Below are 22,600 nucleotides of genomic sequence, written 5' to 3'. Positions count from 1 at the left end.
AGCTATACGGTTTGAGCCACTTGATATTTCACTAAAAAACCAAGTATCCTGTCCACTATGTGAACAACGGAACGTTCTAATGCCTGATTTTGTAACAACAAATGGCCACACCCAAATTATTGTTCCCTTAACCATTATGCCCCATCGTCATCAGGCATTGCCCACTCTAACGGGCAGTCCCTTTAGCTATGAAGCAGGAACAGTATTATATGGCCATTATAATATGGAATACCTTCTTCCTGGAGGAGACATACTTCGTTTAATTGCCAATCATAATCAAAAAACCGTGCAGCTTATGTTATTCACACATCAACCGGATTTAATCCAACTTCTTCCGGGTGATAGACCCTCTTCGTTAGTTGCGAATGTAATAAGTAAAATTCATCGCTATTGTATCCGATCCGCGAGTTACAACCATCCCCTGACACCAATACAAGAACAAAAACTGAAACTCGCTAATGAATGCATTGGGTCTTTAAAAAAATTGTTAAAAAAAGAAAGGCGTTTAAACAACCAAGATCATGAGGGCCACGAAACATTAAGAAGAAAAGTAATTGAAATTGTAGGACTTTGCTCCGGTCAAAATCGCTTATTAGCAACATCCCCTTTAATATCAGAAGGATACTTAGGCAACGTCCTGTATGAGGCTCATAAAACAGCACAGCATTACTCCTTTAATCGTGTCTATCCCGTATCACGACAAGATCAAATGGATTTTAGCAAAATAATAAAAAGCAATGGGGGACAACAACAAAAGTTACCCTGCCTTATTTGGGATAGTGAACTTCATATAGGGCATAATAATAAAGATTTGGATGATGCCCTAAGAGTCATTTGTCATTACTATAAATTACCTCCTGCAAGCAATCTAATCGATGTTCCAGCAAACAGATTTGCCCAACTTAAAACATTTTTCAGGAAATTATGGGATGATGGCCATGATTGGATCAATTATTTGGCTATGGATGCCAAACCAGAGCATAAAACAGAAATACAAAAGCGACTGGATGGGGTTACCCTGACTCAGATAAGCCCTTACTATCGATTTCAAGGATTCCCACAACAAGGTTATCTTGATTTAAAAAGCCTAATCTACAGACTCACCAATATTTCCAGCGAACCTATCCTTGCAAAAGACATGCAGCATGCAAAAAAAGCAATCAGCCAACATTCTCATGGCAGCTGGGCAATTATTCCAAATAAAGAGCTGATTCTGATAAGACTAGAAAACAAAGTAGTAGAATTACGCTATTTTATTCACGATAAACTTTTCTATCCATTACCAGAAGGACAAGATCTATATACTCTGGGACAAATTAGCAAGCGCCATCTTTACTTACCTGAACGCGCCAGTCTAAAGCTAAAGGCTTTTATTTCACGGATCCCAGGATTTTTCAATAAATTTTACAAAAGTATGCACCAATTTATTGTTCGTGATTTACAAGATGAATTTTTCAATCATATTCATGAAACACACATCCCAAAACCGGCGAAACAAAATTCAGATGAATTTAACGAAGGAAGAGTTAAAATACGAAACTCTCTCATTTTAGCACTGGAAAATAAAGGGCTTTTAACCACAGGGCAAACTTTGGAGGAGTTTATTAAGGAGCAAATTAGCAAAAGCCCCTATATCATTGCGCGTCCCAAGCATCCTCCAAGCCCCCATCCTTACGATAATCCCATGCATCGCATTTTAGGAGTGATACGCCATGCTGCGGGTTTTTTTATAGATATTAGTGAACAAAAACCCTTAATCGGTACTTTAGCAATGGCGGCATATGCATATGGCGGTGGCGCGGTGCTTGCACCCGAATTACTCAAATCAATTTTAACCAAACTCCATTTACATGGTTTAATTGCAGGTATTGAACCAACCCAAAAATTAGCACAGTGGTTGAGTCACGGAACCATTCCTGAGGCCATTTCAGCCTCAGCAATCTACTGGCAAACCACGGTAGCTGGAGGTAATCTCGATAAATTTTTTATTGAAGCGATCAGCGTACTTAAAGAAGATCCAGGAGAAATTGCTATTATTGCAGCCTTAGCTCTTGGGTTAGGCTATGGTTTAACCAAGCTTATACCCTCCTTAGGAGAGGAAATGGGTGATTTCCCCTATACCAATTACGCGGCTCTAGGTGGGAAAGGAGGCGCGGCTCTATATGATACAATTATGCATCCTGGAGATGATTGGTTTCTTGGAACCTGTAAATGGTTATGTAAAGGCTTTCTTACTTTAGGTAAATTATGCATCTCCCCTTTTTTTGAAGGATATTATTATGGTTTTAGTAACGGTTTTCTTAAAGGATGGAAAAAAAGCGGAATTCTTCTTAAGAGTTTAAGCAAACAAATATTAGCGGCAAGCATTGATTTTTCCTTAGCCTTACTCACCATTCCACTAGTTGAGTTAAGCGCTCTTTTAATTCACGTGCCATTTCGTGGTATTTCTATTTTATTTATAAAAACTCTTGCTATTCTTGGTAATATCAGTGCGCCTGGTGAGTTATTAATAGCTTTTTCTACCAGAGAACCTTCAGAAAATTTAATTGCTAATTTCAGATTTTCACCCCTGTACGGTTTTACCTGGCCTTTTGGACATTTTTCAGATAATCCATTTACCAATATTAGTATCAACATCATTCGTGCTCTCTATTTGCCACCTTTGCAATTAGCCAAAAACCTGGCTATATTACCTATTCTTGATGTTATTTCTTTCTCCACTCGATTATTTCTCACTGTCCTAGACCCTATAACTCGAATAATGACTTTTGCTTTGGGCAGTGTATTAATTACAATAGGAGAAGCTTGGGATAAATCTTTTGGTATTTTATTTTCAGCAAGTTCAAAAGGAATTGCCTCTGCATGTAATTGGATAGACAACAAGGCAAGTGCAGTAAAACAAACTGCATTATCATTCATTGAAAATCAAAGAGGGCAATTATATCACTGGGCATTTGCACAAGAAGATCTTAAATTACACTCTATATCAGATGATGCAAAATATTATTGCAGCGATCCCAGGCGCTATGAACTCATTCCTCATTCAAACAGTCATTGCTTATTATATGCATTACTAAATACTAATAATCAGTCCGTATTTCAAAATGAATGCCATCATAACCCATCTCATTACCAAGAATTATTTTCAATAAAAAAATCAAGGAAGGAAAAAATCATTAATTCTAAAGATCAATCAATTAGTAATTGTATTTAGTGTGGTATTCTCAGTAAATGCCTCAGGGAGCTCATGTTTTATCGAGTAATATTGTGTATAATTAGATCAAGATGATGTGAATAGGATATAAAATTTATGACAACCGAACTTTTAGAAATTGCTTCTGAGGCTCCGCTAAAACAGTTTACACAATTGGAACTAGAAACTATCAATCAAAAATTGGATGAAGCGATACAATTAAAACAAGACTCTGGTGAGCTTCAATTAAAGCAAGACTCAAGTGAAATTCGATTGTCTTTGTCAGAAAGTGATATGGATCCTAATCCCTCAAGTATCGATCTAAGTAAATATGGCTTAAAAAATCCTGAGGATATAAAAATTTTTTTATTAACGCCAGCAGGAGAAACAGTAATTCATGAGATTGGCACTGAAATATCCCTTGAACGTGCTCGTGAAGAAGAGCTGCAATTTGAAATCCAGCAACAAATTATAGAACAGGAGCGGATAAGAGCTTTTTTATTTCATTGGCTACTAGAAGAAGAAGCCCATGCTCAAAAAATTCAAGAAGAAATAATAATGGAGCAACAGGAAAAGGTGCTTAAAGAAGAACATCAAACGTCATCAAGCCAGCCTTCTAAACCTAAATCCGATTATAATAACACATTAAGGGGTTATGATACTTCTATAGACAAACTGTCAAAAGATCAACGTATGCTTAGTGCACGCATAGAAAAATTAGAAAAAGAACAGCAATTAATTACCGAAAAGTATGATGATTATGAAAAAAGTCTTGATGAGTTTTATGAATCCTCCGATATGTATACAGCGGACAATGAAGAACAAATCAATGAAGAAATAGCTAAACTTAATCAAGAAAAAACTGAGATTGATGAATCGATTAATGCTACGGAAGACCAGCAGGAAAAAAGCAAGTTAGAACACAAGTCAAAAAAATGCGACCACAAAATAAGAAACCTGGAAGATATACAATCTGTTCTAAAAGGTGAAAAGCGATTTGCTGATGCGAATGGACGTTTTGAGGATGAAAATGGAAAGCCAATTACCTTCAAAAATGCAGTTTTTGTTCTCTCTAGAAATCATAAGATAGAAAAAGACAACGATAAATGTTATCTCCTACAAGAAGGACAAACATTGTCTGGAATGAATGAAGAAGAAAAATCCAAATGCCACCAAATGTATACCCACGCAAAAAAAGATCTTCAAGTTGTTAAACATGCTCTACATGATGCCAAAAAAGAGGAATTGCAATTAAATGCGTTGCAACTCGCAAGAGATAAAGCGGAACACAGAATGCTCCAAAATCAAATTAATTTAATGCACGCAGCTCGAGCAAAGTTAATGCAACAAGCATTAACCCCAAACCCACATTTAAATGTTCCTCAATCATCCATGACGCCACAAAAAGTAGCTTCAATTTCTAATCATCCTAATGCAGTATCCAAGCCTTCACCAACCCCACCCCGTCCTATGGATGAGGTCTTTGGTAATTTTGTAAAGAACTCCCCAAAGCCCATGACCTGGGGAATGTTATTCAAGTTTGTAGAAGAAATTCCTAATCCCAAAGCTAAAAATGAAGCAACTAAAGTTTTAGTTGATCAATACCAAAAGGACAAGGATAAGGAGTTGACTGAAGATCCTAAAAATTCCAAAAAGAAAGAAAATTTAGCAGATATATTGAAACATCCAGAAAAGTTTAAGGCATGGTTAAAAAACACTTTGAGTGCAGCGCCTGTTCCTGATGCAACAATGCAAGATCTCCTGAAAAATATGGCTACTAACTCACAAAACCCATATGATCCTGACGTAACCTCGTTAAAAAGCCCATTAGAACTACAACAAGAACCACAACAAGAGCCACGCAATGCGCCTATCAAACAATAGAAAGAATCTTGTAGCTTAGAAATTAAGGCGTGTTGACAGTTCATCCCCACCACTTACGTGCCGCGACTTGGTTGCGGCATTGTAAGTTAATAAATTTGTATAATGGCATTAAGAGAGTAGCCCCTTATTGTAACAATAAAGGACACAGGCTTGATCAACCGTCGCGGCGCAGGTTGAAACAACGTCTGGCTCAAGGTACTCTAGCCCTGCTCTCGAAACGTTTGAATAGTTGAAAGGACTCCTGATTAAGAACGTCCGCTTACAATCCTAAACATAAAAATATTGTTATTGCTAATGCCAGAATAAGAGACTTTAATTTGAGTCAAGTCTTTTCATCATGAATAATTATTAATAATTTAAAATTTTGTTGAGACATAGTTGATCCAGGCGGTGGGGATGAATTGTCAACACGCCTTAAGGTATCGAAAAAACAATATCCAGGCTACAATTGATTAGGTAGCCAAATTTCCTTTTTTTTAAAATGAATGGGTTTATTAATTTATTTGAATAAGCATAACAATATGCTTGCCATTATAAGCTAACTCTTCTAACATTGGGTTTTATGCTTTAACCAATATGAAATATTGTTTACTAAAAATATAATTATCGGCGGAATTCACCATGATCTTAGATAAATTACTGGGCAATCAATCTGTAATCATATCACTAGATGTAGACAATTTCTTATTTGAAAGAATAGAACAAATTCGAGAAGCAGGATTCGATTTAGTAGAAATTAACTCTACGGATCAACAATTATTGGAACAAGCAATCAAACACTGCCCATCGGTTAGAATAGGTGCTGGTAATATTATTGATACGCAACAATTGGAAAACTGCTATCAAGCAGGTGTACACTTTGCAACCAGTCCTGGTTATTTACCCGCGATAGCTCAAACAGCAAATGTTTATTCAATGAATTATTTACCTGGAGTTGCAACAATTTCCGAAGCAATGGCGGCAATGAGCTTGGGGTATATGCATGTTCGTCCCTTTCCAGCCGATCTAACTTTTTGCACACTCCTAAATAAATGTCTTCCCAACTTAAGATTATTCCCGGCCGAAATTGAATGGGAGGAAGCAGAACATTTCTTATATTTACCTGCTGTAGCTGCAGTAAGTATCCATAATCCCGATGCCAAACAACTAAGTGCACTCACAACAAGTATTTTAGCATAAAAGGTATTATTTAAATTTATAGCTCAACATTTTGTGCGTAGTCAATCGCCAAGCATAAGTTATAAAATAATACTTAGAAATGACTAATACGCTCGTTTGCTAAGACGAGTTGACAATTTATCCCTCCTGCGTGCAAGACTTGTTCGCGGCATTGTAAGTTACAAAAATTTGTATAATGGCATTAAGGATGTATTGTCAACTCGCCTTAATATTTTATTGGATATTTAGGATCTTATTTTCATTAATTATCAGAAGTAAAAATACTTAACTCACTTGATGTATTAACCCAATTTATTAAATTATCAATAAAAATCCGAATCAGACGTTCATCCGCGCGCTTTTTTAAAAAGTGACAATAAAAATCAATTGTGGGTGTATAATTTACTATTTTTAATGGAATAAGATTAGGATTCAACAATCTTTCAAAGATAATACACCAGCCTATACCATGTTCTACAAGAGCAATATTATTATAAATAAGGTTAGCTTCAGATCTTATTTTCATTGTCAGTTTTTGTTTTTCAAATTCTTTATCGATAATTTTACGAATCATAAAGTTTTTTTCCATAAGTATTGCATCAAACTCTGCTAACTCAGCTAAAGATAACTCTTCTTTAATCTTAGCCAATGGGTGTGAGGGCCCAACTACAAATATAAGTTTTTCACTCCACAAGCGAATGGATTTAGTGTCAGGATTATTATTCACAAATGGAGAAATAATAAGATCATTACCACCTTCCTTTAAACTATGAACTACATCTTTATCTGCTGTAAGATTAGTGTTGATAAAATAATTTAAGCCTAGAGAATTCATATAAATTATCATAGGAGGAACAATAGTTTTTGCGACATATACGTTGGTACCAAGATTCATTAGTAATTGTGGCTGATTAATATTCTTGCCTGTATTTTTGAGTAATTCAGTATTAAGATGAATCATTTGTCGAATATATGGTAATAATTGCTTGCCCTTTTCCGTCAGCTCGGTTCTTAATCCAGAAGATATAAAAAGTTGAGCATTCCATTCTGACTCAAGCTTTTTAATCCTTTTACTTAAAGCAGGTTGAGTGATATGTAGCTTTTTGGATGCTAGCGAGATGGAATGAAGTTCTACAACCGCTAGAAAGGATTGCAGGTCGGTAATATTCATTACTGTTAAATACCATTTATCATAAGACTTAAGTTAATACTAGGACAATTTTGATTATTGTTCAAAATCAAACCATTGGTTATAACCTATAAAAACAAGTAATAGCATTCTAATACCACCATAATGTTATGCCGTCATAATATTGAGTAATCCAATAACATGAAGGTTAAATGATGACAATTACAGAATTATTATCTTACTTTGGTCACAAAGAATCTAAGAATCTAACTCAAGAAATCGCCCATAATATTGCTCAAATTAAAGAAATTTGTGACAACGAATTTCATAATCAGTCTTTTTACGGCAATAGTGCATTAAACCGGCTTATGCTTTTAAACGAAAGAATAGCTAATCTTCTTACTCCAGAGGTTATCGAGTATTTATTTACTAATGAACCAACAGATCAGAGCAAAATATTTCGTAATTCAAGCGGTATGATTGCTCTTAAAGATGCTATTTATCACGGCTTTAATGATGGTTTAATTGCTATTAAGCTTATGACCAATAATGAGCAGAAATTTGGGCCAGAGCAATACGAGGCTCAAAAAGCAAATTATGATAAAAATACTACTCGAATAGTAGAAAATATTAAAATTGCCGCAGGTATTGCTGAAAAAATTGAAGATGATATTTCAAAAGCAATCTCAGTTTCTGAAAAATTTGAGCATATTGTTGAAACAATTGATAATGTAAAAAAAGCTGATAAATCAGATAAATTACTTTATGTTCCCGGATATACTCCTCAAAGTATGCGTAGCCAGGTAAAAGGAGGTTTCAGTCATCTTTGCTCCGCGTTGAAAATTGAGTTTGATAAAGAGTTTAATGAAGTAAAAAATGAAACTTTAGATTCTTTATGTGAAAAATTTCTTAATAGCTCTAGTGCAATGCTCGAAGGGACAGTTATTCATCTATTTTATGATCGTGCTCATATTGAAGCGGCTATAGAGCAAGATACAGTCATTACCATTGGTGGTGTAGGCTATCACTATCAAGATATTTTCAGAGCTATGGTAAGTAAAATCGATTCTGCTCCCGAAAAATATCCTGCTTGTGCTAAAGAGCAATTTGATGTACGGCTCACCCTGGTTATGAATGATTTGGAAAAACGTAAAAAAGAATTTGAACCTGATTCATTGATAATAAGCCTTGATGCTAAAACTCAGTTTTTGAGCCTTTTGCATGAAATTAAGAGTAAAGTTAAAGCCTTTAAACATAATAATCAGCCCCGGGCAGCCAAAGCAGCTTCTAAGCTGCATACCCAATTATCTACAGCAAGCCTGGAATACTTTAAGGCTGAATATGTTACACGAAAAAACTATAAAATATTCAATGAGCTCTGTGCTAATGCCATTCAGGAAGCAAGACCTGTATTAGAAAAACATCGCGGATGGAAAGATATCTTTGCCAAACTGATAGTGGGAATTGCAACTTTAGGGATTGTGCCTGCGGCCATGGCAATAAAAAGCAAGATACAAACAGGAAGTTTTTCATTTAGGTTGTTAAAGACAGCGAGCCATAAGCAATTGGATATTATCGAAAAACAAGCTCGAGAACTGGAACCAATACAAACAATATCAATGAATTAAACGTAATTTCTCAAAGCTGAATCCCATCGCCATTGATGTAGGAAATTCGCAATAGAAATGAATTTCCGCTTTCGCGAAAATGACGAAATCATCAAGTCAATTGCTTTGGCGTTTGGTTTTATCCCTATCTTGTATTCCAGATAGGGATAGGTATTATGCTGCGATCTTATTTTAATTCAATTACTTTTTATTGATGAACACATCCAAAACAAAAAATCCGGCGCCAAGGCAAATGGCACTATCTGCTATGTTAAAAGTAGCGAAATGATGATTCTTATAATAAAGATCAATAAAATCAATTACATATCCATGAAGTGCCCTATCAAATAAATTACCAATAGCCCCCCCCAAAATAAGGCTAATGCCTGTTGAAAGCAAACAAGTTTGATTTTCACCCTTATATAACCAAACAGCAAGAATAATACTTACAATAAAGCTAAAGGCCGCAAAAAACCATCTATGCCAATCCCCTGCCCCACTTAAAAAACTAAAAGCAGCGCCAGTATTATAAGCCAAAGTAAGATTAAACATTGGAAAAACAGGCAATGGGTGATAAGGAGTTAAAAATATGCCAACTAAATATTTACTTAACTGATCACAAACGATCACAGCTAAGCTCAGCATAAACCAATACCACTTTTTCATATAAACTGCCTCATTTCCTCTTGGCCCTGAATGTTTCCTACGCAGCGTAAACACAATTCAGGATGCTGGTCATTTTGTCCTACATCAGAACGCCGATGCCAACAACGTGCACATTTTTCATACTGACTTGCTCTAACAGCAATTGAAATGCCACATTCTGTAGTCGCTAATCCGGTAGGAGCTACATGCATAGGATGTACTTTTGCTTCCGAGGTGATTAATAAAAAACGTAACTCTTCACCCAAACGGGTTAATTTAGGTAAGGCTTTATTATCTGCATATAAAGTAACTTCTGCCGCTAATGCGGAACCAATTTCACCCTTTTGGCGTGTTGCCTCTAAAGCTTTATTCACTTCATCACGGATTAAATGCAACTCATCCCAATCTTCCATATTAACTGAGTCAACTATAGGCCATGCAGTATACCAAAGCTCGGTAAAGATCGAGTCCTGTTCGTATCCAGGAATATAGCGCCCAATTTCTTCGGCAGTAAAAGACAGTATCGGTGCGAGCCAAAGAGTAAATGCTCTGATCATATGATACATTGCAGTTTGACAAGAGCGCCTGGCTCTACTGTGTTTAGCGGAGGTATATTGCCTGTCTTTAATCAAATCAAGATAAAAGCTCCCCATGTCAACCGCGCAAAAATTATGAATCTTTTGGTAAATAATATGAAATTGGTAATTCTCATAAGCCTCAATAATTTCCTCTTGAAGCAGCTGGCAACGTTTTAAAGCCCATTTATCGAGCTCCAAAAGGTCGTTGGCTTCTACACAATCTTTAGTAGGATCAAAATCGAATAAATTAGCTAATAAGAAGCGGGCGGTATTACGAATACGCCTATAAGCATCTGCATTACGCTTAATAATTTCATCAGAAATACTTACTTCATGACGATAATCCGTAGATGCGACCCATAAACGTAATATATCAGCTCCATATTGATTAACAAGCTGATCTAAAGCTACATAGTTCCCTTTGGATTTCGATAATTTCTTTCCTTCTGCATCGACAGTATATCCGTGCGTTAATACAGTCTTATAAGGTGCCACATCATACATCGCTACCGAAGTAGTTAATGAAGAATTAAACCACCCCCTATGTTGATCAGAACCCTCAAAATAAATATCTGCAGGAAATGACAAATCTTTATTTTGCTGTAATACACAGAAATGAGTGACACCCGAATCGAACCATACATCCATAGTATCATTGATCTTTTCGTAAAACTCAGCATCATTACCCAATAATTCTTTAGCATCCAATTCAAACCAAACATCAATTCCTGATTTTTCAATAAGTAAAGCTACTTGTTCAATCAACTCAAGCGTATTAGGATGTAACTCGCGTGTTTTGTGATGTACAAATAAAGGCATAGGGGTCCCCCATGCCCTCTGTCTTGAAATACACCAGTCAGGTCTATTTTCAACCATATTGTTAATGCGAGCTTTACCCCAATCAGGTACCCAGTTGACCTTATCAATTTCTCTGATGATGTTTTGCCTTAATTTATTTTTATCCATAGAAATAAACCATTGCGGAGTGGCAAGAAAAATCATCGGGGATTTATGCCTCCAACAATGAGGGTAACTGTGCTTAATACTCTCCTTCGCTAAAAGCACACCCTTATCTGCTAAAGCCGATAAAATACTTTCATTAGCCTTTAGCACATGAAGTCCGGCAAATAACGCAACATCATCCGCAAAACAGCCATTTGTTTGAACTGGATTTACTAAAGGCAAATTGTAGGCTTTACCAACCAAGTAATCATCAGGGCCATGAGCAGGTGCAGTGTGCACACTTCCGGTACCTGATTCAGTAGTAACATGCTCACCTAAAACTACAGGAACGATACGCTCGTAAAGTGGGTGATTTAATTTTAAATGCTCAAAAACACTTCCTTTTGCAGATCCAAGTATGGTGTAGTGAGCTATGTCATATCGTTCCATCGCTGATTCAACTAAATCTGATGCAAGAATAAAATAAAACTCGCCACCATCTACCAAGGAATAATCAATTGCTGGATGCAAACACACCGCTTCGTTAGCAGGTAAAGTCCAGGGAGTAGTTGTCCAAATTGGGAGGCTAACGGGTTTCACTTCTACTTTTAGCTGGAAGGAATGAATAAATTCTTCTGGATTTACAGCAAAAAAAGAAACATCTATGGATGGTGAAACTTTCTCATCATAATCAACTTCAGCTTCAGCCAACGCTGAACCACAATCAATACACCAATGTACTGGCTTGAAGCCCTGCTGTAAATGTCCATTTTTGATCATCAAACCTAAAGCACGGACTATATTAGCTTCGTAACGGAAATCCATAGTAACATACGGATTATACCAATCACCAAAAACCCCAAGTCGTTGAAACTCATCACGTTGAATATCAATTTGGCTTGCAGCATATTCTCGGCATTTTGCTCGAAAATCTCGAGCAGATACTTTATCTCCAACTCGACCTATTTTTTTTTCTACATTCAGTTCTATAGGCAAACCATGACAGTCCCAGCCAGGAACAAATGGCGCATCATATCCACTTAATGATTTCGATTTAACAATGATATCTTTAAGAATTTTATTTAACGCATGGCCGCAATGCAAATGGCCGTTCGCATAAGGAGGTCCATCGTGTAAAATAAATTTTTTATTTCCTATTCGAGCATTACGAATTTTTTCATATACTTTCTTTGCTGTCCAATCAGCTAAAACTTCTGGCTCTCGAGTTGCCAAGCTAGCTTTCATTGGAAATGAAGTATTAGGAAGATTTAATGTATCTTTATATTCTGCCATAAGAGCTCACTCTGCGAAATCGTTAATTTTATAATAATTATTTATCTGGAATTATGGAACAGCTGACCGCTCACTAAAATTTTGTGGTGAATGGTTATAAGTCCTAAGATATGCTTTAGCCGCTTTAATATCCTCATTAATCTGCGCAAGCAAAGCATCCACTGAATTGAATTTAACCTCATCCCGTAATTTGTGCAAGAAAAACACTTGCATTAACTCCCCATAGATTGATTGATCAAAATCAAACAAATGAACTTCCAGAATATTTTTACTACCATCTACTGTAGGACGACGTCCCACATTTGCTACCCCATACACCGTTTTAGATGCAATACGAACTTGAACAACAAATACCCCTTGTAAAGGCAGGGAATAGCGATTAAGAGCAAGATTTGCCGTAGGAATACCCCACTGACGTCCACGACCATCCCCATGCAATATACGTCCACAAATATTGTAAATTCTGCCAAGATATTTTGCCGCTGTATTTAAATCACCTTTTTGTAAAGCGCTCCTAATCCTTGTTGAACTAATTCGGTCTTCATTAATACAAAAATTAGAATAAATTGAGACATCGCAGGCATATTCTTGACTGAGTTCCTTGAGGAGACTAATGTCTCCTTCTCTATTTTTACCAAAACGAAAATCTTCACCTACTAGAAGATGTTTCACATTGAGCATAGAAAACAAATAATCCCGAGCAAAATCTTCTGCGGATGTTTGTGCCAGGTCATTATTAAACTTAAAGCAATAAATATAATCAACCTGACAACAGCGTAATGCCTCTAGTTTCTCTCTTAAACTTGAAAGTCTTGCTGGTGCTTTCTCTTTCTGGAAGAATTCCCTGGGTTGTGGTTCAAACAAGATGAGAACCAAAGGCAACTTTAAATGATTTGCTTTAGCTCTTAAAGTTCTGATAAGACTTTGATGACCTAAGTGCACTCCATCAAAATTACCAATAGTAGCTACTACGCCTTTATTAAAAGCAGAAAAATGTTGAACACCACGCAACAATTTCATAAGTAGATTCATCATATAAACCGGAATTAAGTAGTATACCGGTTTTCTAGTCTCTTGAGAAATACAATGAGGGGTAAACTTCCATTGAGAATGAATGATAACCTAATGAAACTAAGGATCTCCCTGCTTAAGAAACCCTTAGTTCAAATAATAACTAATTAATGAGTTTGTGTTTGTTTCTCTGGAAGAATAGATCTAACAATTAGTACATCACACTCAGCTCCATGCAAAATAGAGTTTGCTGTCGATCCTAATAGTAAAGACAATCCGTGTTTTCCATGACTACCTGTAACTATCAAGTCAATATTTCTCTCTTGTGCTACCCGTAGTATTTCATTTTTGGTAGAACCAAATTCGATGAATCTATGTTTTGCATCTACCCCTAGTTTTTCGCCTAATTCATTAAGTTCTTTTTCAGCTTGCTCCCGGATAGACATTTCAACTTCAGCAAATCCAGCAAATCCAGGGTAAGCATAAGCAGGAATGGGCTCTACGACATGGACAAGTATTAAATCGGCCCCATTTTCATCAGCGATTTTTTTTGCCTTATGTGCGGCTATAATACCAACCTCATCAAAGTCAGTAGCAAACAATACCCTCTTATACATCGTTTTCTCCTTAAAATTCTTATACTATTTAAAGACTAGCAGATTTAAAACTTATTGCATTATAAATGGAGACGTAACGAGAGTACATGGTTCAACTTTTATTTTCTTATTTAAGTGTGTTGACCCCATAGCATCAATCGATATTTTTATTTTTTAATCGAATGTGTTCTTCTGCTTTAGCAATCGCCTTTCGAATTGCCTGGGCCTCTTCCGATTGTGTGGGCACTATTTTTAACAAACGCTGCCAATAATCTATTGCATCTTCGTACGCATGACTTGTGAATGCATCCATGGCAAGCATAGATAATGCATCTGGTTGATTTGGATTGAGCTTTAACAGCCGATTAAAGATTTCTGTAGTTTGTTCAGTAAATTGATAATTATTGAGTACCCATAAACTATGGGCATAATTCACTGCAAACTGTTCATTTGTTGATTCAAACTGATACGCTTTTGCAAAAGCATCTACCGCATTTTGTTTTTCATTTTGACTACTGTATAATCGCCCTAAAAGATACCAACCCTTAGCACTTTTAGGATTATCATCTAATTTTGCACGTAATTTCTCAATCAACTCTTGAGGGCCCTTAATGCTCTTAAGAACTTCATTCGCTTTTTTTTGCGAATCAAGGAGATGCACATATTGTTGCCATGAACCAAAACTCCCCCAATAAAAATAACCTGAAAACGCAGCTAGAAAAACAATTGGAACCAGTAAATAACTAGCAAGCAAGCGACGTCTCAAGGGATAAATCATAAAAATATTTGCTAGTACAGTTAGTCCGCACAGTAAACTCAGTAACCACCACTCATTCATAATAACTCACTTTATAATACCTTGGGTAAGCGAAGCATATTTGCTCACAATCAAGTTACGACGTTTGCTTATTTTTGCGAGTCACCAGGCAAGTTCGCCAAAAAATAATGAACCCCAGGAATAAAAATAAAAAAGGACCGAACCATAATAAGAGAGTAATTGATTTCACAGGTGGTTTAAATAAAATAAAATCACCATAGCGTGCCGTCAGATAATCACTGATTTCACTATCGCTTTTACCCTCTCTAACCATTTGGTAAACTTGATCACGTAAATCTTTAGCTAACTCTGCATTGGAGTCTGCCAAGTCTTGATTTTGACAAACCAAGCAACGTAAATCTTTTAAAAGATGTTTAAATTGAACTTCTTTTTTTTCTGAATCAAAAGGATAACTACTGTTTGCCCAAGCATATGAACCTAAAAAAAGAAAGATGCTTCCAAAAATAAGTGTCGCAAGAAGTTTATTCATCAAGACAATTCCAGTTGTTTCATTAAGGGAGCAATTTCTTTTGACCAAACTTCCTGGTTTATAACACCGGCATGGCGATAACGAATAACTCCGTTTTTATCAATCACAAATGTTTCAGGTGCTCCATAAACACCTAAATCAATAGCAACTTTTCCTTTTCTATCTTGAAAAACCTGCTTATAAGGATTCCCCCATTGTGACAACCATTGCAGTGCAGCAGTTGTCGTATCTTTGTAATTTAAACCATAAATGGGTATTCCTTGACGAGCTAATTGCAACATAAATACTTGCTCATCTATACAAGCCGCACACCAACTAGCCCATACATTTAACAAAACTACTTGATCGCGAAGTTGGCTGGAACTAAAGAAAGACTTCGGATTTTGCAATTGAGGTAAACGGAAGTCAGGTAAGGATTTACCGAGTTGAGTAGAAGGCAATTCGTGGGGATTAAGTGATAAACCTCGCCAAAGAAAAACACTCAGCAATAAAAAAAGAAAAATAGGAATCACTTTCCAATATCTTGTTATCATACGCTAAGCTCCTCAACGCCTACAACTACCGAACGACGTCGTTGATAATAGCGTTTATCGGTCAGGGCAAGAAAACCACCAGCTAAAATCATAAAACCACCAAACCAAATCCAACGGATAAAAGGTTTATAATAAAGTCGTACAGACCATGAGTCATTGGATAAAGGTTCTCCCAAAGCCACATAAATATCCCTAAATGGCGTCACATCAATTGCAGATTCTGTCATAGCCATTTGACCTACAGTATAAAGTCTTTTTTCAGGATAAATAACTCTCGCTTTGCCATTATTGCTTATTTTAAATTGAGCCCTAGTGCCTTTGTAATTTGGGCCAATAAGCGGCTCTTGGTGCATAAACTCTATAGAGTAACCAAGCAAATATACTTTTTTTCCTGGCGCCATCTGCACATCATCTTCTACTCCATAAGCAGTAGAAACGGCAATACCAATTACTGTAGCAGCAACGCCCAAATGAGCCAAAACCATACCCCAGTATGCTTGTCCCACATGGCTTAAACCCCGTTCAGTGACTCGTTTATATGCTGCCTGAGCCGTACTTAAAATCACCCAAAAAGACAAACACAATCCCATATAAGCAGAAGCATCAAATTTCTTGGTGCCCATTAATAAAACAAAAGGAATCAATAAACTCAGCGCGGCCGTTCCCAAAAATTTTTTTAATACTACCCGCCAATTATCTTTATTCCATTTTAAATGAATACCAACGCCCATTAATAACAACATTGGAACCATCAAAGGAACAAATACAGAATTAAAATAAGGAGCCCCTACAGATAATTTACCTAATCCTAAACCCTCTATAAGAAGTGGATAAACTGTGCCCATTAAAACAGTAAGCATAATAACCACTAAAAAAACATTATTTAATAATAAAGCACTTTCCCGAGAAAATGGACTTGGATTATTTTCTGAATGTAATGTTTGTGCTCTAAAAAGAAATAATACCAACGAGCCGCCAATAACAAAGAGTAAAAACCCTAAAATATATAATCCACGTTGAGGATCAACAGCAAAGGCATGCACCGAAGTTAGAACACCTGAGCGAACTAGAAAAGTACCAATTAGACTTAAAGAAAAGGCAGCAATAGCAAGTAACATAGTCCATGCTTTAAATTGTTGCCGTTGTTCTGTTACCGCTAGAGAATGTAATAAAGCTGTACCTACTAACCAAGGCATAAATGAAGCATTTTCAACAGGATCCCAAAACCACCATCCTCCCCAGCCTAACTCGCGATAAGCCCACCAGCTTCCTAATGTAATTCCAGCTGTTAAACAACACCATGCAGCCAGTGTCCAAGGCCTTGTCCATTTTGACCAACTTGACTCTACTTTACCAGCCCAAAGCGCAGCAATTGCAAATGCAAAGGCCACAGAAAAACCAACATACCCCATATACAACATAGGGGGATGAAATAAAAATCCGGGATCTTGTAACAATGGGTTCAAATCACGTCCTTGTGTATTTAAAACTTGAAATTGACGTAAAAAAGGATTGGATGTGATCAATAAAAAAAGAATAAATCCAATACTCAACCAGCCTAAAACTACTAAAACCCGTGTACGCATCTCCCTATCAAGACCAGAACTGAAAAAAGCAACCAACAAAGTCCAGAAACCAAGAATTAAAACCCACAAGAGCATAGATCCTTCATGCCCACCCCACACGGCACAAAGTTTATAAAACCAGGGTAAGGAAATACTTGAATTACTCACCACATAAATCACTGAAAAATCATCCTGCAAAAAACACAGGGTAAGCATCAAATATGACAGGGCAATAAAGAAAAACTGACAAACTGCATATACCCTGGCGGCATTCATCCAGTCGTTACGATTCAATTGCACCCCAGCTAAAGGAATCACAGCCAACATGATGGAGGCAATCAAAGCCAAAATTAACGAAAACAATCCTAATTCTGCAATCATGAAGACACCTTTTTCGATAAAGCAGCCTTTACTTCAGGCGGCATGTAATTAGCATCATGTTTTGCCAGTACTTTTGTAGCGCGGAAATTTTGATTATCAATGAGTTGCCCTTCAGCCACTATGCCTTGCCCTTCTCTAAATAGATCGGGAAGAATTCCCGTGTAAGATACAATAATTGTTTTATCAAAATCTGTAATCTTAAATTGCACTTCTAAGCCTTGCTGGGCACGGATAATTGATCCTTTCTCTACCATGCCACCTATGCGAATTGAATGATGTTGTGGGGCTTCGCCAGTGATAGCCTGAGTAGGTGTATAAAATAAACTGATATTTTGTCTTAGGGCATATAAAACTAATGCAGCAGCTATAGAAATAATGCCCAAAGTGAAAAATAAAATGATTAACTTACGTCTGCGTGCTGAAACCATGTCTATCGCTTAAACCATTGTTGTAATTTTTGACGTGTTTGTTTTCTTTTCCATTTCATCCCTAATAAATTCATGACTATTACCACACTAACTAAGCCATAAGCTGACCAAACATAGATGGAGTACCCACCCATAGTGATCCATTCTAAAAATTGATTCACTTATATTTCTCCCTCAAATTGAATTTTGACCCAGGATTGTCTTTTTTCTCGAAACAATAACTCTTGACGTGCTTTCTCTAAAATAATCCATATGCAATAGAGGAAAAAACCAGCCAGGGTCAACAATAAAGGATACAACATACTGCTATCAATCTTGGGTTTAGCAAAAATGGATAATGTAGATCCTTGATGCAAGGTATTCCACCAATAAACGGAGTAGTGAATTATTGGCAAGTCAATAATACCGACTAAGGTCAAGATAGCAATAATTTTATCCCCATCTTCTTTATTTTTTGCAGACTGATATGTAGCCAAAATTGCAGCATAGAGTAAAAAAAGCGCCAATTCGGACGTTAAACGTGCGTCCCATACCCACCAAGTCCCCCACATGGGCCGTCCCCAAATACTACCCGTCGCTAAAGCTAAAAAAGCCATACAAAGACCAACTTGAGCGACAATGTGAATGAGAAGGCCTGCTATTTTAATACGCCAAATTAAAAGCAATACTGCTAAAAAACCCATCCACATATAAAGTGCCATGGATAAAAACGCAGTAGGAACATGGACATATATAATACGAAAGGCATCCCCTTGCTGGTAATCAGGTGGAGCAAATGCTAATCCCCAGACTATGCCTACAACGAGTATCACTACTGAACTCACTGCTAAACGTGGCGTAATACGTCCAGAAAATGTATAAAAGAATTTTGGCGATGCTAACTGGTATAAAAATTTCCACATAGGAATAATTGAAATCAAAAAAACCAGATTTTATCATGTATCCTGATTTTCTCAAAACAAGATGAGTAAATTATTCAGCATAACTAATACGCATTATCCCAGCAATTGCATAAGGTAAAAATCCAATTGCAATCACAGACATCGCTAGCAATAAAGCCAAATAAGCACTGATGGGCAGATCTTGCATTGCTATACTCAAAGTTCCGCTTGCAAAAATCAATAAAGGTAAGGTGAGCGGTAATAAAATCAATGCCATTAAAACACCTTTTTGATTACCCACTCCAAAAGCAGCAACCAAGGCGCAAAGAAACAATAAAGCTGGAGTCCCGCAGATAATAGTCAACGCTAATACCCATGTCTCCCATACGCTCAAAGAAAACAAGACAGCAACTACGGGGCATAAAATAAGCAGTGGCAATAAATGAAAAAACCAATGCGCAATTACTTTAGCACTAACAAGCAATGGTAACGAATAACCTGAAACGAGCCATTGCTCAATAATGCCATGCTCATAATCCTGTTGAAATAAACGTTCTGCTGAAAGCAATATTGATAAGAGAATTGCCATCCAAACTAAACCGGGAGCTATGGTACGCAATAATGCTACTTCTGGTTTTAACGTAAGAGGAAACATAAAAAGAAAGATTAAGAAAAACAAACAAGAGTTCACTAAAAAACGCGGTTGGCGTACTTGAATCAATAATTCACGCCTGCATTGGCTTAAAAACAAGGAACAAGTGAAACTCATAAGCAATACTCCTGATAATCAGAGCGATTGAGAGATAATTTCTGATGTGACGTTAACAAAACTGCCCCACCTTGCTTTCGATGAGCCTCTATTTTAGACATAATTACTTCAATCGCTCTTTCGTCCAACGCAACTAAAGGTTCATCTAGAAGCCATAATTTGGCACCGGACATCCATAAACGCAGCAAGCCTACTTGCCTGCGTTGTCCTGCCGATAATAGACCACATGGAAAATCCAGATAATGTCCCAGTTTAAAAATCGTCACCAGCTCATCTATTTCTTCAATTTTTTGGGGTAAATTAGTAGAGGAAGTATGAAGATCGAAATAGCAATTTTCTCTCAAAGTTAAATTAGGATTAATGCCTGTCTTATGACCAACAAAACACAATTGCTGCTGATATGCAGCCCGATCTTTATCTATGTTTTGTCCAAAAAATTGAATTTCACCACTCTGAGGACGATATAAACCCGCGATTAATTTTAATAAAGTCGTTTTACCTGCCCCATTTGCCCCGCGTAGATGAAGCAATCCGCCTTTCGGCAAATGAAAAGATACATTATTTAACAAAAGCTGATCCTGATAATCAAAATCAAGATTGATCACATTAAGCATAGATAAACGATACACTGTAGGTTTTGCCAATAGTCTGCAAATTGCAATTATAAAATGAATTTTATTGAGTTTTAATAAATCCTTGAACTACTTTACTGCAACCAGAACTACAAATTATCCAAGAATAGTACTAAATATAAAAAACAAAACAAGTTTTTTAGTGTAATTAGAATATTTGTATAATATTTGAACGGCATAGAAAATCTTCTATGCCGAATTCAATATGGAAATTAACGTGTGGTGATTATAGTTATATGGTGCTGTTAGCTGTAGTTAGCGCAAGTTCATCCATAGCTTTGGATAAACCAGATTGCTTCCCTTTCGCAAAGACGCCTATCCCCGCAGCTAAAACACCTAAACCAACAGCCGCAGTTGCAGCACCCGCAACTACACCGATACCACTAGCAGCCAAAGTGATACCTACAGCAACAACTGCTAATCCTAACGCAAACATCAAACCACCAAGAATTTTCATACCCATAGAAGGCTTTCCTTGTACGGTTTTGGCCTCTATTTGGTAATCCTTAACAGGCATCTCATTTTTCAATAATGAATCAGTATTCTTTAAAATTTTTGTTAAATCGACAATTGATTCTTTACCTTCAGCTTTTAATGCTTCAATGTGCCTAACGACTTTCTGCGCATGGTTACGAGTTTGAGCATCCAAAGTCTCTTGTTGCAACTGCTCCTTCAATTTTTGTAGTGCATTTTTATAAAGAGCCAGAGGAGAGGTAGATGAGAAGAAATCTACCAGGGGACGCAATATAACCGTTTTGAGATTAGCAATATCAGTTTCTCGAGGAAATGTAGTTTTTATGCGTTCTGAATTAAAGTGGCTTTCAGCTAAGTCTGGATATAGGGCCATTTCATAAGCAAGAAGCGCCTTTTCTAATGTTGAGTTACGCATAAAGGTGTTTTCACCTCTATCTGGCGCTCTTTGAATGATACGATCAGTTAAAGTATGCAAAACTTCAGGGCTTAATTCTTCGCCAACTGTTTCGACAAAATCTTTGATGGCATCCATTTGCGTATGATTTGTATCAGTAACTGGTTTATTGGGATCAACATAGGCTGTTCCTGGTGAGCGTTTAAAAGTATCTGGTTGAAGCAGTAGATCTAGAGTTTGATCTGAAATGGTGCCATCGTTTAAAGATTTACCATATTTCTTCAATAATTTACGTGTTTGTTGCAAAGGCATGTGATACTCCTAAAAGCCCAAAATACAGGTCAAATTATACTCAATGTAGCTTAAGGAATTATTATCACTCACAAATTGGAATGATTCCTGCTTTTGTTATCAGATAAAATAGAATCGCTCCTCGTGATATCGAATGATAAAATAGTTACTTTTTGAACAAAAAATAGAAAATTGCAGTGTGATTTTTTAATAAAATATAAAATAATCAACTTTTTTTAAAAAAAACAGCAATCAACACTTGACTCAAAACGCATCTCGGAGTCTAATATCAAGCCTCGGGGCCAGATAGCTCAGTCGGTAGAGCAGAGGACTGAAAATCCTCGTGTCGGCAGTTCGATTCTGCCTCTGGCCACCATAAGAACCCGAGTTTAATCAATAAGTTACAATCGGCTCATCCCCATTTCCGGGGGCACTAATCAAGAACACAGAACCTTAACTCTTAATCTGTAATTTTCAAAATTTCTAAATCCATAAGCACGACGTTGAATCAATTTCATTTTACGATGAAAGCCTTCCGTAATGCCGTCGTTTTTAGTAAAGCGCCACATTCTAACCACTTCTTCCCGACATTGATATAATGTTTTACCTAGAGTCTTTAGTGAGTCAAAAGGACTTGCCTTCAGACTGGCAACAAGTTTAAGAAAGAGAGGTATTAAACGCGTACACTGCTTTGCGGTACGATGTTTGCGCATGAGTAAGCGATGTAATCGCTGTTTAAAGTAATAGATGGCAGCAATGACAGGCTGCTGTTGCAAATAGCATTCTCGTCTATTGAGCCGCTTTACAGTGAGATTATTGGGGTTAGCTCTCAATGCGGCCAAGAGACCTCGCTGATATTTCATTTCAGGGTCAATCTGCTGATAAGTCTGCAAACAGAATTGGTTCAAT

Annotated in this window: 20 protein-coding genes and 1 tRNA gene; 5 read left to right on the top strand and 16 right to left on the bottom strand. The window is 36.8% G+C overall.

Annotated features, from left to right (window positions below):
• Window positions 1–79 precede the first annotated feature (79 nt).
• From EKG34_RS16605 to EKG34_RS16595, 3 genes are all read left to right on the top strand, one after another.
• Entirely contained in the window at window positions 80–3,214 is a 3,135-nt protein-coding gene (locus EKG34_RS16605) for a hypothetical protein (RefSeq protein WP_003636835.1), read from the top strand.
• 96 nt (window positions 3,215–3,310) lie between these two features.
• Window positions 3,311–5,077 carry a hypothetical protein gene (locus EKG34_RS16600; RefSeq protein ID WP_003636833.1) on the top strand — a complete coding sequence of 589 codons (1,767 nt, stop codon included), beginning with the start codon at window positions 3,311–3,313 and terminating at the stop codon, window positions 5,075–5,077.
• Between the two features lie 621 nt (window positions 5,078–5,698).
• Complete coding sequence (locus EKG34_RS16595) at window positions 5,699–6,256, top strand: bifunctional 4-hydroxy-2-oxoglutarate aldolase/2-dehydro-3-deoxy-phosphogluconate aldolase (protein ID WP_003636832.1); 558 nt, start codon at window positions 5,699–5,701, stop codon at window positions 6,254–6,256.
• Between the two features lie 241 nt (window positions 6,257–6,497).
• On the opposite strand, the gene EKG34_RS16590 is transcribed toward EKG34_RS16595, so the two are convergent.
• A complete protein-coding gene (locus EKG34_RS16590) occupies window positions 6,498–7,406 on the bottom strand; it encodes a LysR family transcriptional regulator (protein WP_003636831.1) in 909 nt (302 codons plus the stop codon).
• 170 nt (window positions 7,407–7,576) lie between these two features.
• On the opposite strand from EKG34_RS16590, the gene EKG34_RS16585 reads away from it, so the two are divergent.
• A complete protein-coding gene (locus EKG34_RS16585) occupies window positions 7,577–8,992 on the top strand; it encodes a hypothetical protein (RefSeq protein WP_012979215.1) in 1,416 nt (471 codons plus the stop codon).
• A 180-nt stretch (window positions 8,993–9,172) separates the two neighbouring features.
• Here EKG34_RS16585 and lspA read toward each other — a convergent pair whose 3' ends face one another.
• The 14 genes from lspA to EKG34_RS16515 form a co-directional block, all read right to left on the bottom strand.
• Window positions 9,173–9,637 carry a signal peptidase II gene (gene lspA, locus EKG34_RS16580; protein WP_003636829.1) on the bottom strand — a complete coding sequence of 155 codons (465 nt, stop codon included), beginning with the start codon at window positions 9,635–9,637 and terminating at the stop codon, window positions 9,173–9,175.
• Window positions 9,634–12,429, bottom strand: coding sequence for an isoleucine--tRNA ligase (ileS, locus tag EKG34_RS16575; protein ID WP_003636828.1), 2,796 nt, complete (start codon window positions 12,427–12,429; stop codon window positions 9,634–9,636). The genes lspA and ileS overlap by 4 nt, the downstream gene beginning before the upstream one ends.
• 51 nt (window positions 12,430–12,480) lie before the next feature.
• Window positions 12,481–13,449: a bifunctional riboflavin kinase/FAD synthetase gene (gene ribF / locus EKG34_RS16570; RefSeq protein ID WP_003636827.1), complete on the bottom strand. Its 969-nt coding sequence runs from the start codon at window positions 13,447–13,449 to the stop codon at window positions 12,481–12,483.
• A 158-nt stretch (window positions 13,450–13,607) separates the two neighbouring features.
• The gene (locus tag EKG34_RS16565) at window positions 13,608–14,057 is read right to left on the bottom strand and encodes a universal stress protein (RefSeq protein WP_003636826.1); all 450 of its coding nucleotides are present in this window, start codon (window positions 14,055–14,057) and stop codon (window positions 13,608–13,610) included.
• 133 nt (window positions 14,058–14,190) lie between these two features.
• Entirely contained in the window at window positions 14,191–14,874 is a 684-nt protein-coding gene (locus tag EKG34_RS16560; RefSeq protein ID WP_012979216.1) for a tetratricopeptide repeat protein, read from the bottom strand.
• Between the two features lie 55 nt (window positions 14,875–14,929).
• Window positions 14,930–15,343: a cytochrome c-type biogenesis protein gene (locus EKG34_RS16555; RefSeq protein ID WP_003636822.1), complete on the bottom strand. Its 414-nt coding sequence runs from the start codon at window positions 15,341–15,343 to the stop codon at window positions 14,930–14,932.
• Window positions 15,343–15,876, bottom strand: coding sequence for a DsbE family thiol:disulfide interchange protein (locus tag EKG34_RS16550; RefSeq protein WP_003636821.1), 534 nt, complete (start codon window positions 15,874–15,876; stop codon window positions 15,343–15,345). The genes EKG34_RS16555 and EKG34_RS16550 overlap by 1 nt, the downstream gene beginning before the upstream one ends.
• The gene (locus tag EKG34_RS16545) at window positions 15,873–17,822 is read right to left on the bottom strand and encodes a heme lyase CcmF/NrfE family subunit (protein ID WP_012979217.1); all 1,950 of its coding nucleotides are present in this window, start codon (window positions 17,820–17,822) and stop codon (window positions 15,873–15,875) included. The genes EKG34_RS16550 and EKG34_RS16545 overlap by 4 nt, the downstream gene beginning before the upstream one ends.
• Window positions 17,819–18,250, bottom strand: coding sequence for a cytochrome c maturation protein CcmE (ccmE, locus tag EKG34_RS16540; protein ID WP_003636819.1), 432 nt, complete (start codon window positions 18,248–18,250; stop codon window positions 17,819–17,821). The genes EKG34_RS16545 and ccmE overlap by 4 nt, the downstream gene beginning before the upstream one ends.
• Before the next feature lie 2 nt (window positions 18,251–18,252).
• On the bottom strand, window positions 18,253–18,411 hold the full coding sequence (gene ccmD / locus EKG34_RS16535; RefSeq protein WP_003636818.1) for a heme exporter protein CcmD: 159 nt from the start codon (window positions 18,409–18,411) through the stop codon (window positions 18,253–18,255).
• Window positions 18,412–19,152 (bottom strand): heme ABC transporter permease CcmC, encoded by a 741-nt coding sequence (ccmC, locus tag EKG34_RS16530; protein WP_003636817.1) that lies wholly within the window; start codon window positions 19,150–19,152, stop codon window positions 18,412–18,414. It abuts the gene before it with no gap.
• 70 nt (window positions 19,153–19,222) lie between these two features.
• On the bottom strand, window positions 19,223–19,900 hold the full coding sequence (gene ccmB, locus EKG34_RS16525; RefSeq protein ID WP_003636816.1) for a heme exporter protein CcmB: 678 nt from the start codon (window positions 19,898–19,900) through the stop codon (window positions 19,223–19,225).
• Entirely contained in the window at window positions 19,897–20,514 is a 618-nt protein-coding gene (gene ccmA, locus EKG34_RS16520; RefSeq protein ID WP_012979218.1) for a cytochrome c biogenesis heme-transporting ATPase CcmA, read from the bottom strand. Before ccmA ends, ccmB begins: the two co-directional genes overlap by 4 nt.
• A 250-nt stretch (window positions 20,515–20,764) precedes the next feature.
• Complete coding sequence (locus EKG34_RS16515; protein ID WP_003636814.1) at window positions 20,765–21,712, bottom strand: hypothetical protein; 948 nt, start codon at window positions 21,710–21,712, stop codon at window positions 20,765–20,767.
• 279 nt (window positions 21,713–21,991) lie between these two features.
• Between EKG34_RS16515 and EKG34_RS16510 the strand changes: the two genes are divergently transcribed.
• Window positions 21,992–22,067, top strand: a tRNA-Phe gene (locus tag EKG34_RS16510).
• A gap of 61 nt (window positions 22,068–22,128) precedes the next feature.
• Here the strand turns inward: EKG34_RS16510 and EKG34_RS16505 are convergent.
• The coding region (locus tag EKG34_RS16505; protein ID WP_165391554.1) for a transposase at window positions 22,129–22,600 on the bottom strand (472 nt) is incomplete at its 5' end.

The organism is Legionella longbeachae (assembly GCF_004283175.1).
GTDB lineage: Bacteria > Pseudomonadota > Gammaproteobacteria > Legionellales > Legionellaceae > Legionella > Legionella longbeachae.
This window is presented reverse-complemented; position numbering and strand designations above follow the sequence as displayed.

Excerpts from the sequence above, each read along its gene's own strand:
- EKG34_RS16605 (WP_003636835.1), top strand. The coding sequence starts at position 80 with ATGCCTGATTTTGTAACAACAAATGGCCACACCCAAATTATTGTTCCC.
- EKG34_RS16600 (WP_003636833.1), top strand. The coding sequence starts at position 3,311 with ATGACAACCGAACTTTTAGAAATTGCTTCTGAGGCTCCGCTAAAACAG.
- EKG34_RS16595 (WP_003636832.1), top strand. The coding sequence starts at position 5,699 with ATGATCTTAGATAAATTACTGGGCAATCAATCTGTAATCATATCACTA.
- EKG34_RS16590 (WP_003636831.1), bottom strand. The coding sequence starts at position 7,406 with ATGAATATTACCGACCTGCAATCCTTTCTAGCGGTTGTAGAACTTCAT.
- EKG34_RS16585 (WP_012979215.1), top strand. The coding sequence starts at position 7,577 with ATGATGACAATTACAGAATTATTATCTTACTTTGGTCACAAAGAATCT.
- lspA (WP_003636829.1), bottom strand. The coding sequence starts at position 9,637 with ATGAAAAAGTGGTATTGGTTTATGCTGAGCTTAGCTGTGATCGTTTGT.
- ileS (WP_003636828.1), bottom strand. The coding sequence starts at position 12,429 with ATGGCAGAATATAAAGATACATTAAATCTTCCTAATACTTCATTTCCA.
- ribF (WP_003636827.1), bottom strand. The coding sequence starts at position 13,449 with ATGAAATTGTTGCGTGGTGTTCAACATTTTTCTGCTTTTAATAAAGGC.
- EKG34_RS16565 (WP_003636826.1), bottom strand. The coding sequence starts at position 14,057 with ATGTATAAGAGGGTATTGTTTGCTACTGACTTTGATGAGGTTGGTATT.
- EKG34_RS16560 (WP_012979216.1), bottom strand. The coding sequence starts at position 14,874 with ATGAATGAGTGGTGGTTACTGAGTTTACTGTGCGGACTAACTGTACTA.
- EKG34_RS16555 (WP_003636822.1), bottom strand. The coding sequence starts at position 15,343 with ATGAATAAACTTCTTGCGACACTTATTTTTGGAAGCATCTTTCTTTTT.
- EKG34_RS16550 (WP_003636821.1), bottom strand. The coding sequence starts at position 15,876 with ATGATAACAAGATATTGGAAAGTGATTCCTATTTTTCTTTTTTTATTG.
- EKG34_RS16545 (WP_012979217.1), bottom strand. The coding sequence starts at position 17,822 with ATGATTGCAGAATTAGGATTGTTTTCGTTAATTTTGGCTTTGATTGCC.
- ccmE (WP_003636819.1), bottom strand. The coding sequence starts at position 18,250 with ATGGTTTCAGCACGCAGACGTAAGTTAATCATTTTATTTTTCACTTTG.
- ccmC (WP_003636817.1), bottom strand. The coding sequence starts at position 19,152 with ATGTGGAAATTTTTATACCAGTTAGCATCGCCAAAATTCTTTTATACA.
- ccmB (WP_003636816.1), bottom strand. The coding sequence starts at position 19,900 with ATGAGTTTCACTTGTTCCTTGTTTTTAAGCCAATGCAGGCGTGAATTA.
- ccmA (WP_012979218.1), bottom strand. The coding sequence starts at position 20,514 with ATGCTTAATGTGATCAATCTTGATTTTGATTATCAGGATCAGCTTTTG.
- EKG34_RS16515 (WP_003636814.1), bottom strand. The coding sequence starts at position 21,712 with ATGCCTTTGCAACAAACACGTAAATTATTGAAGAAATATGGTAAATCT.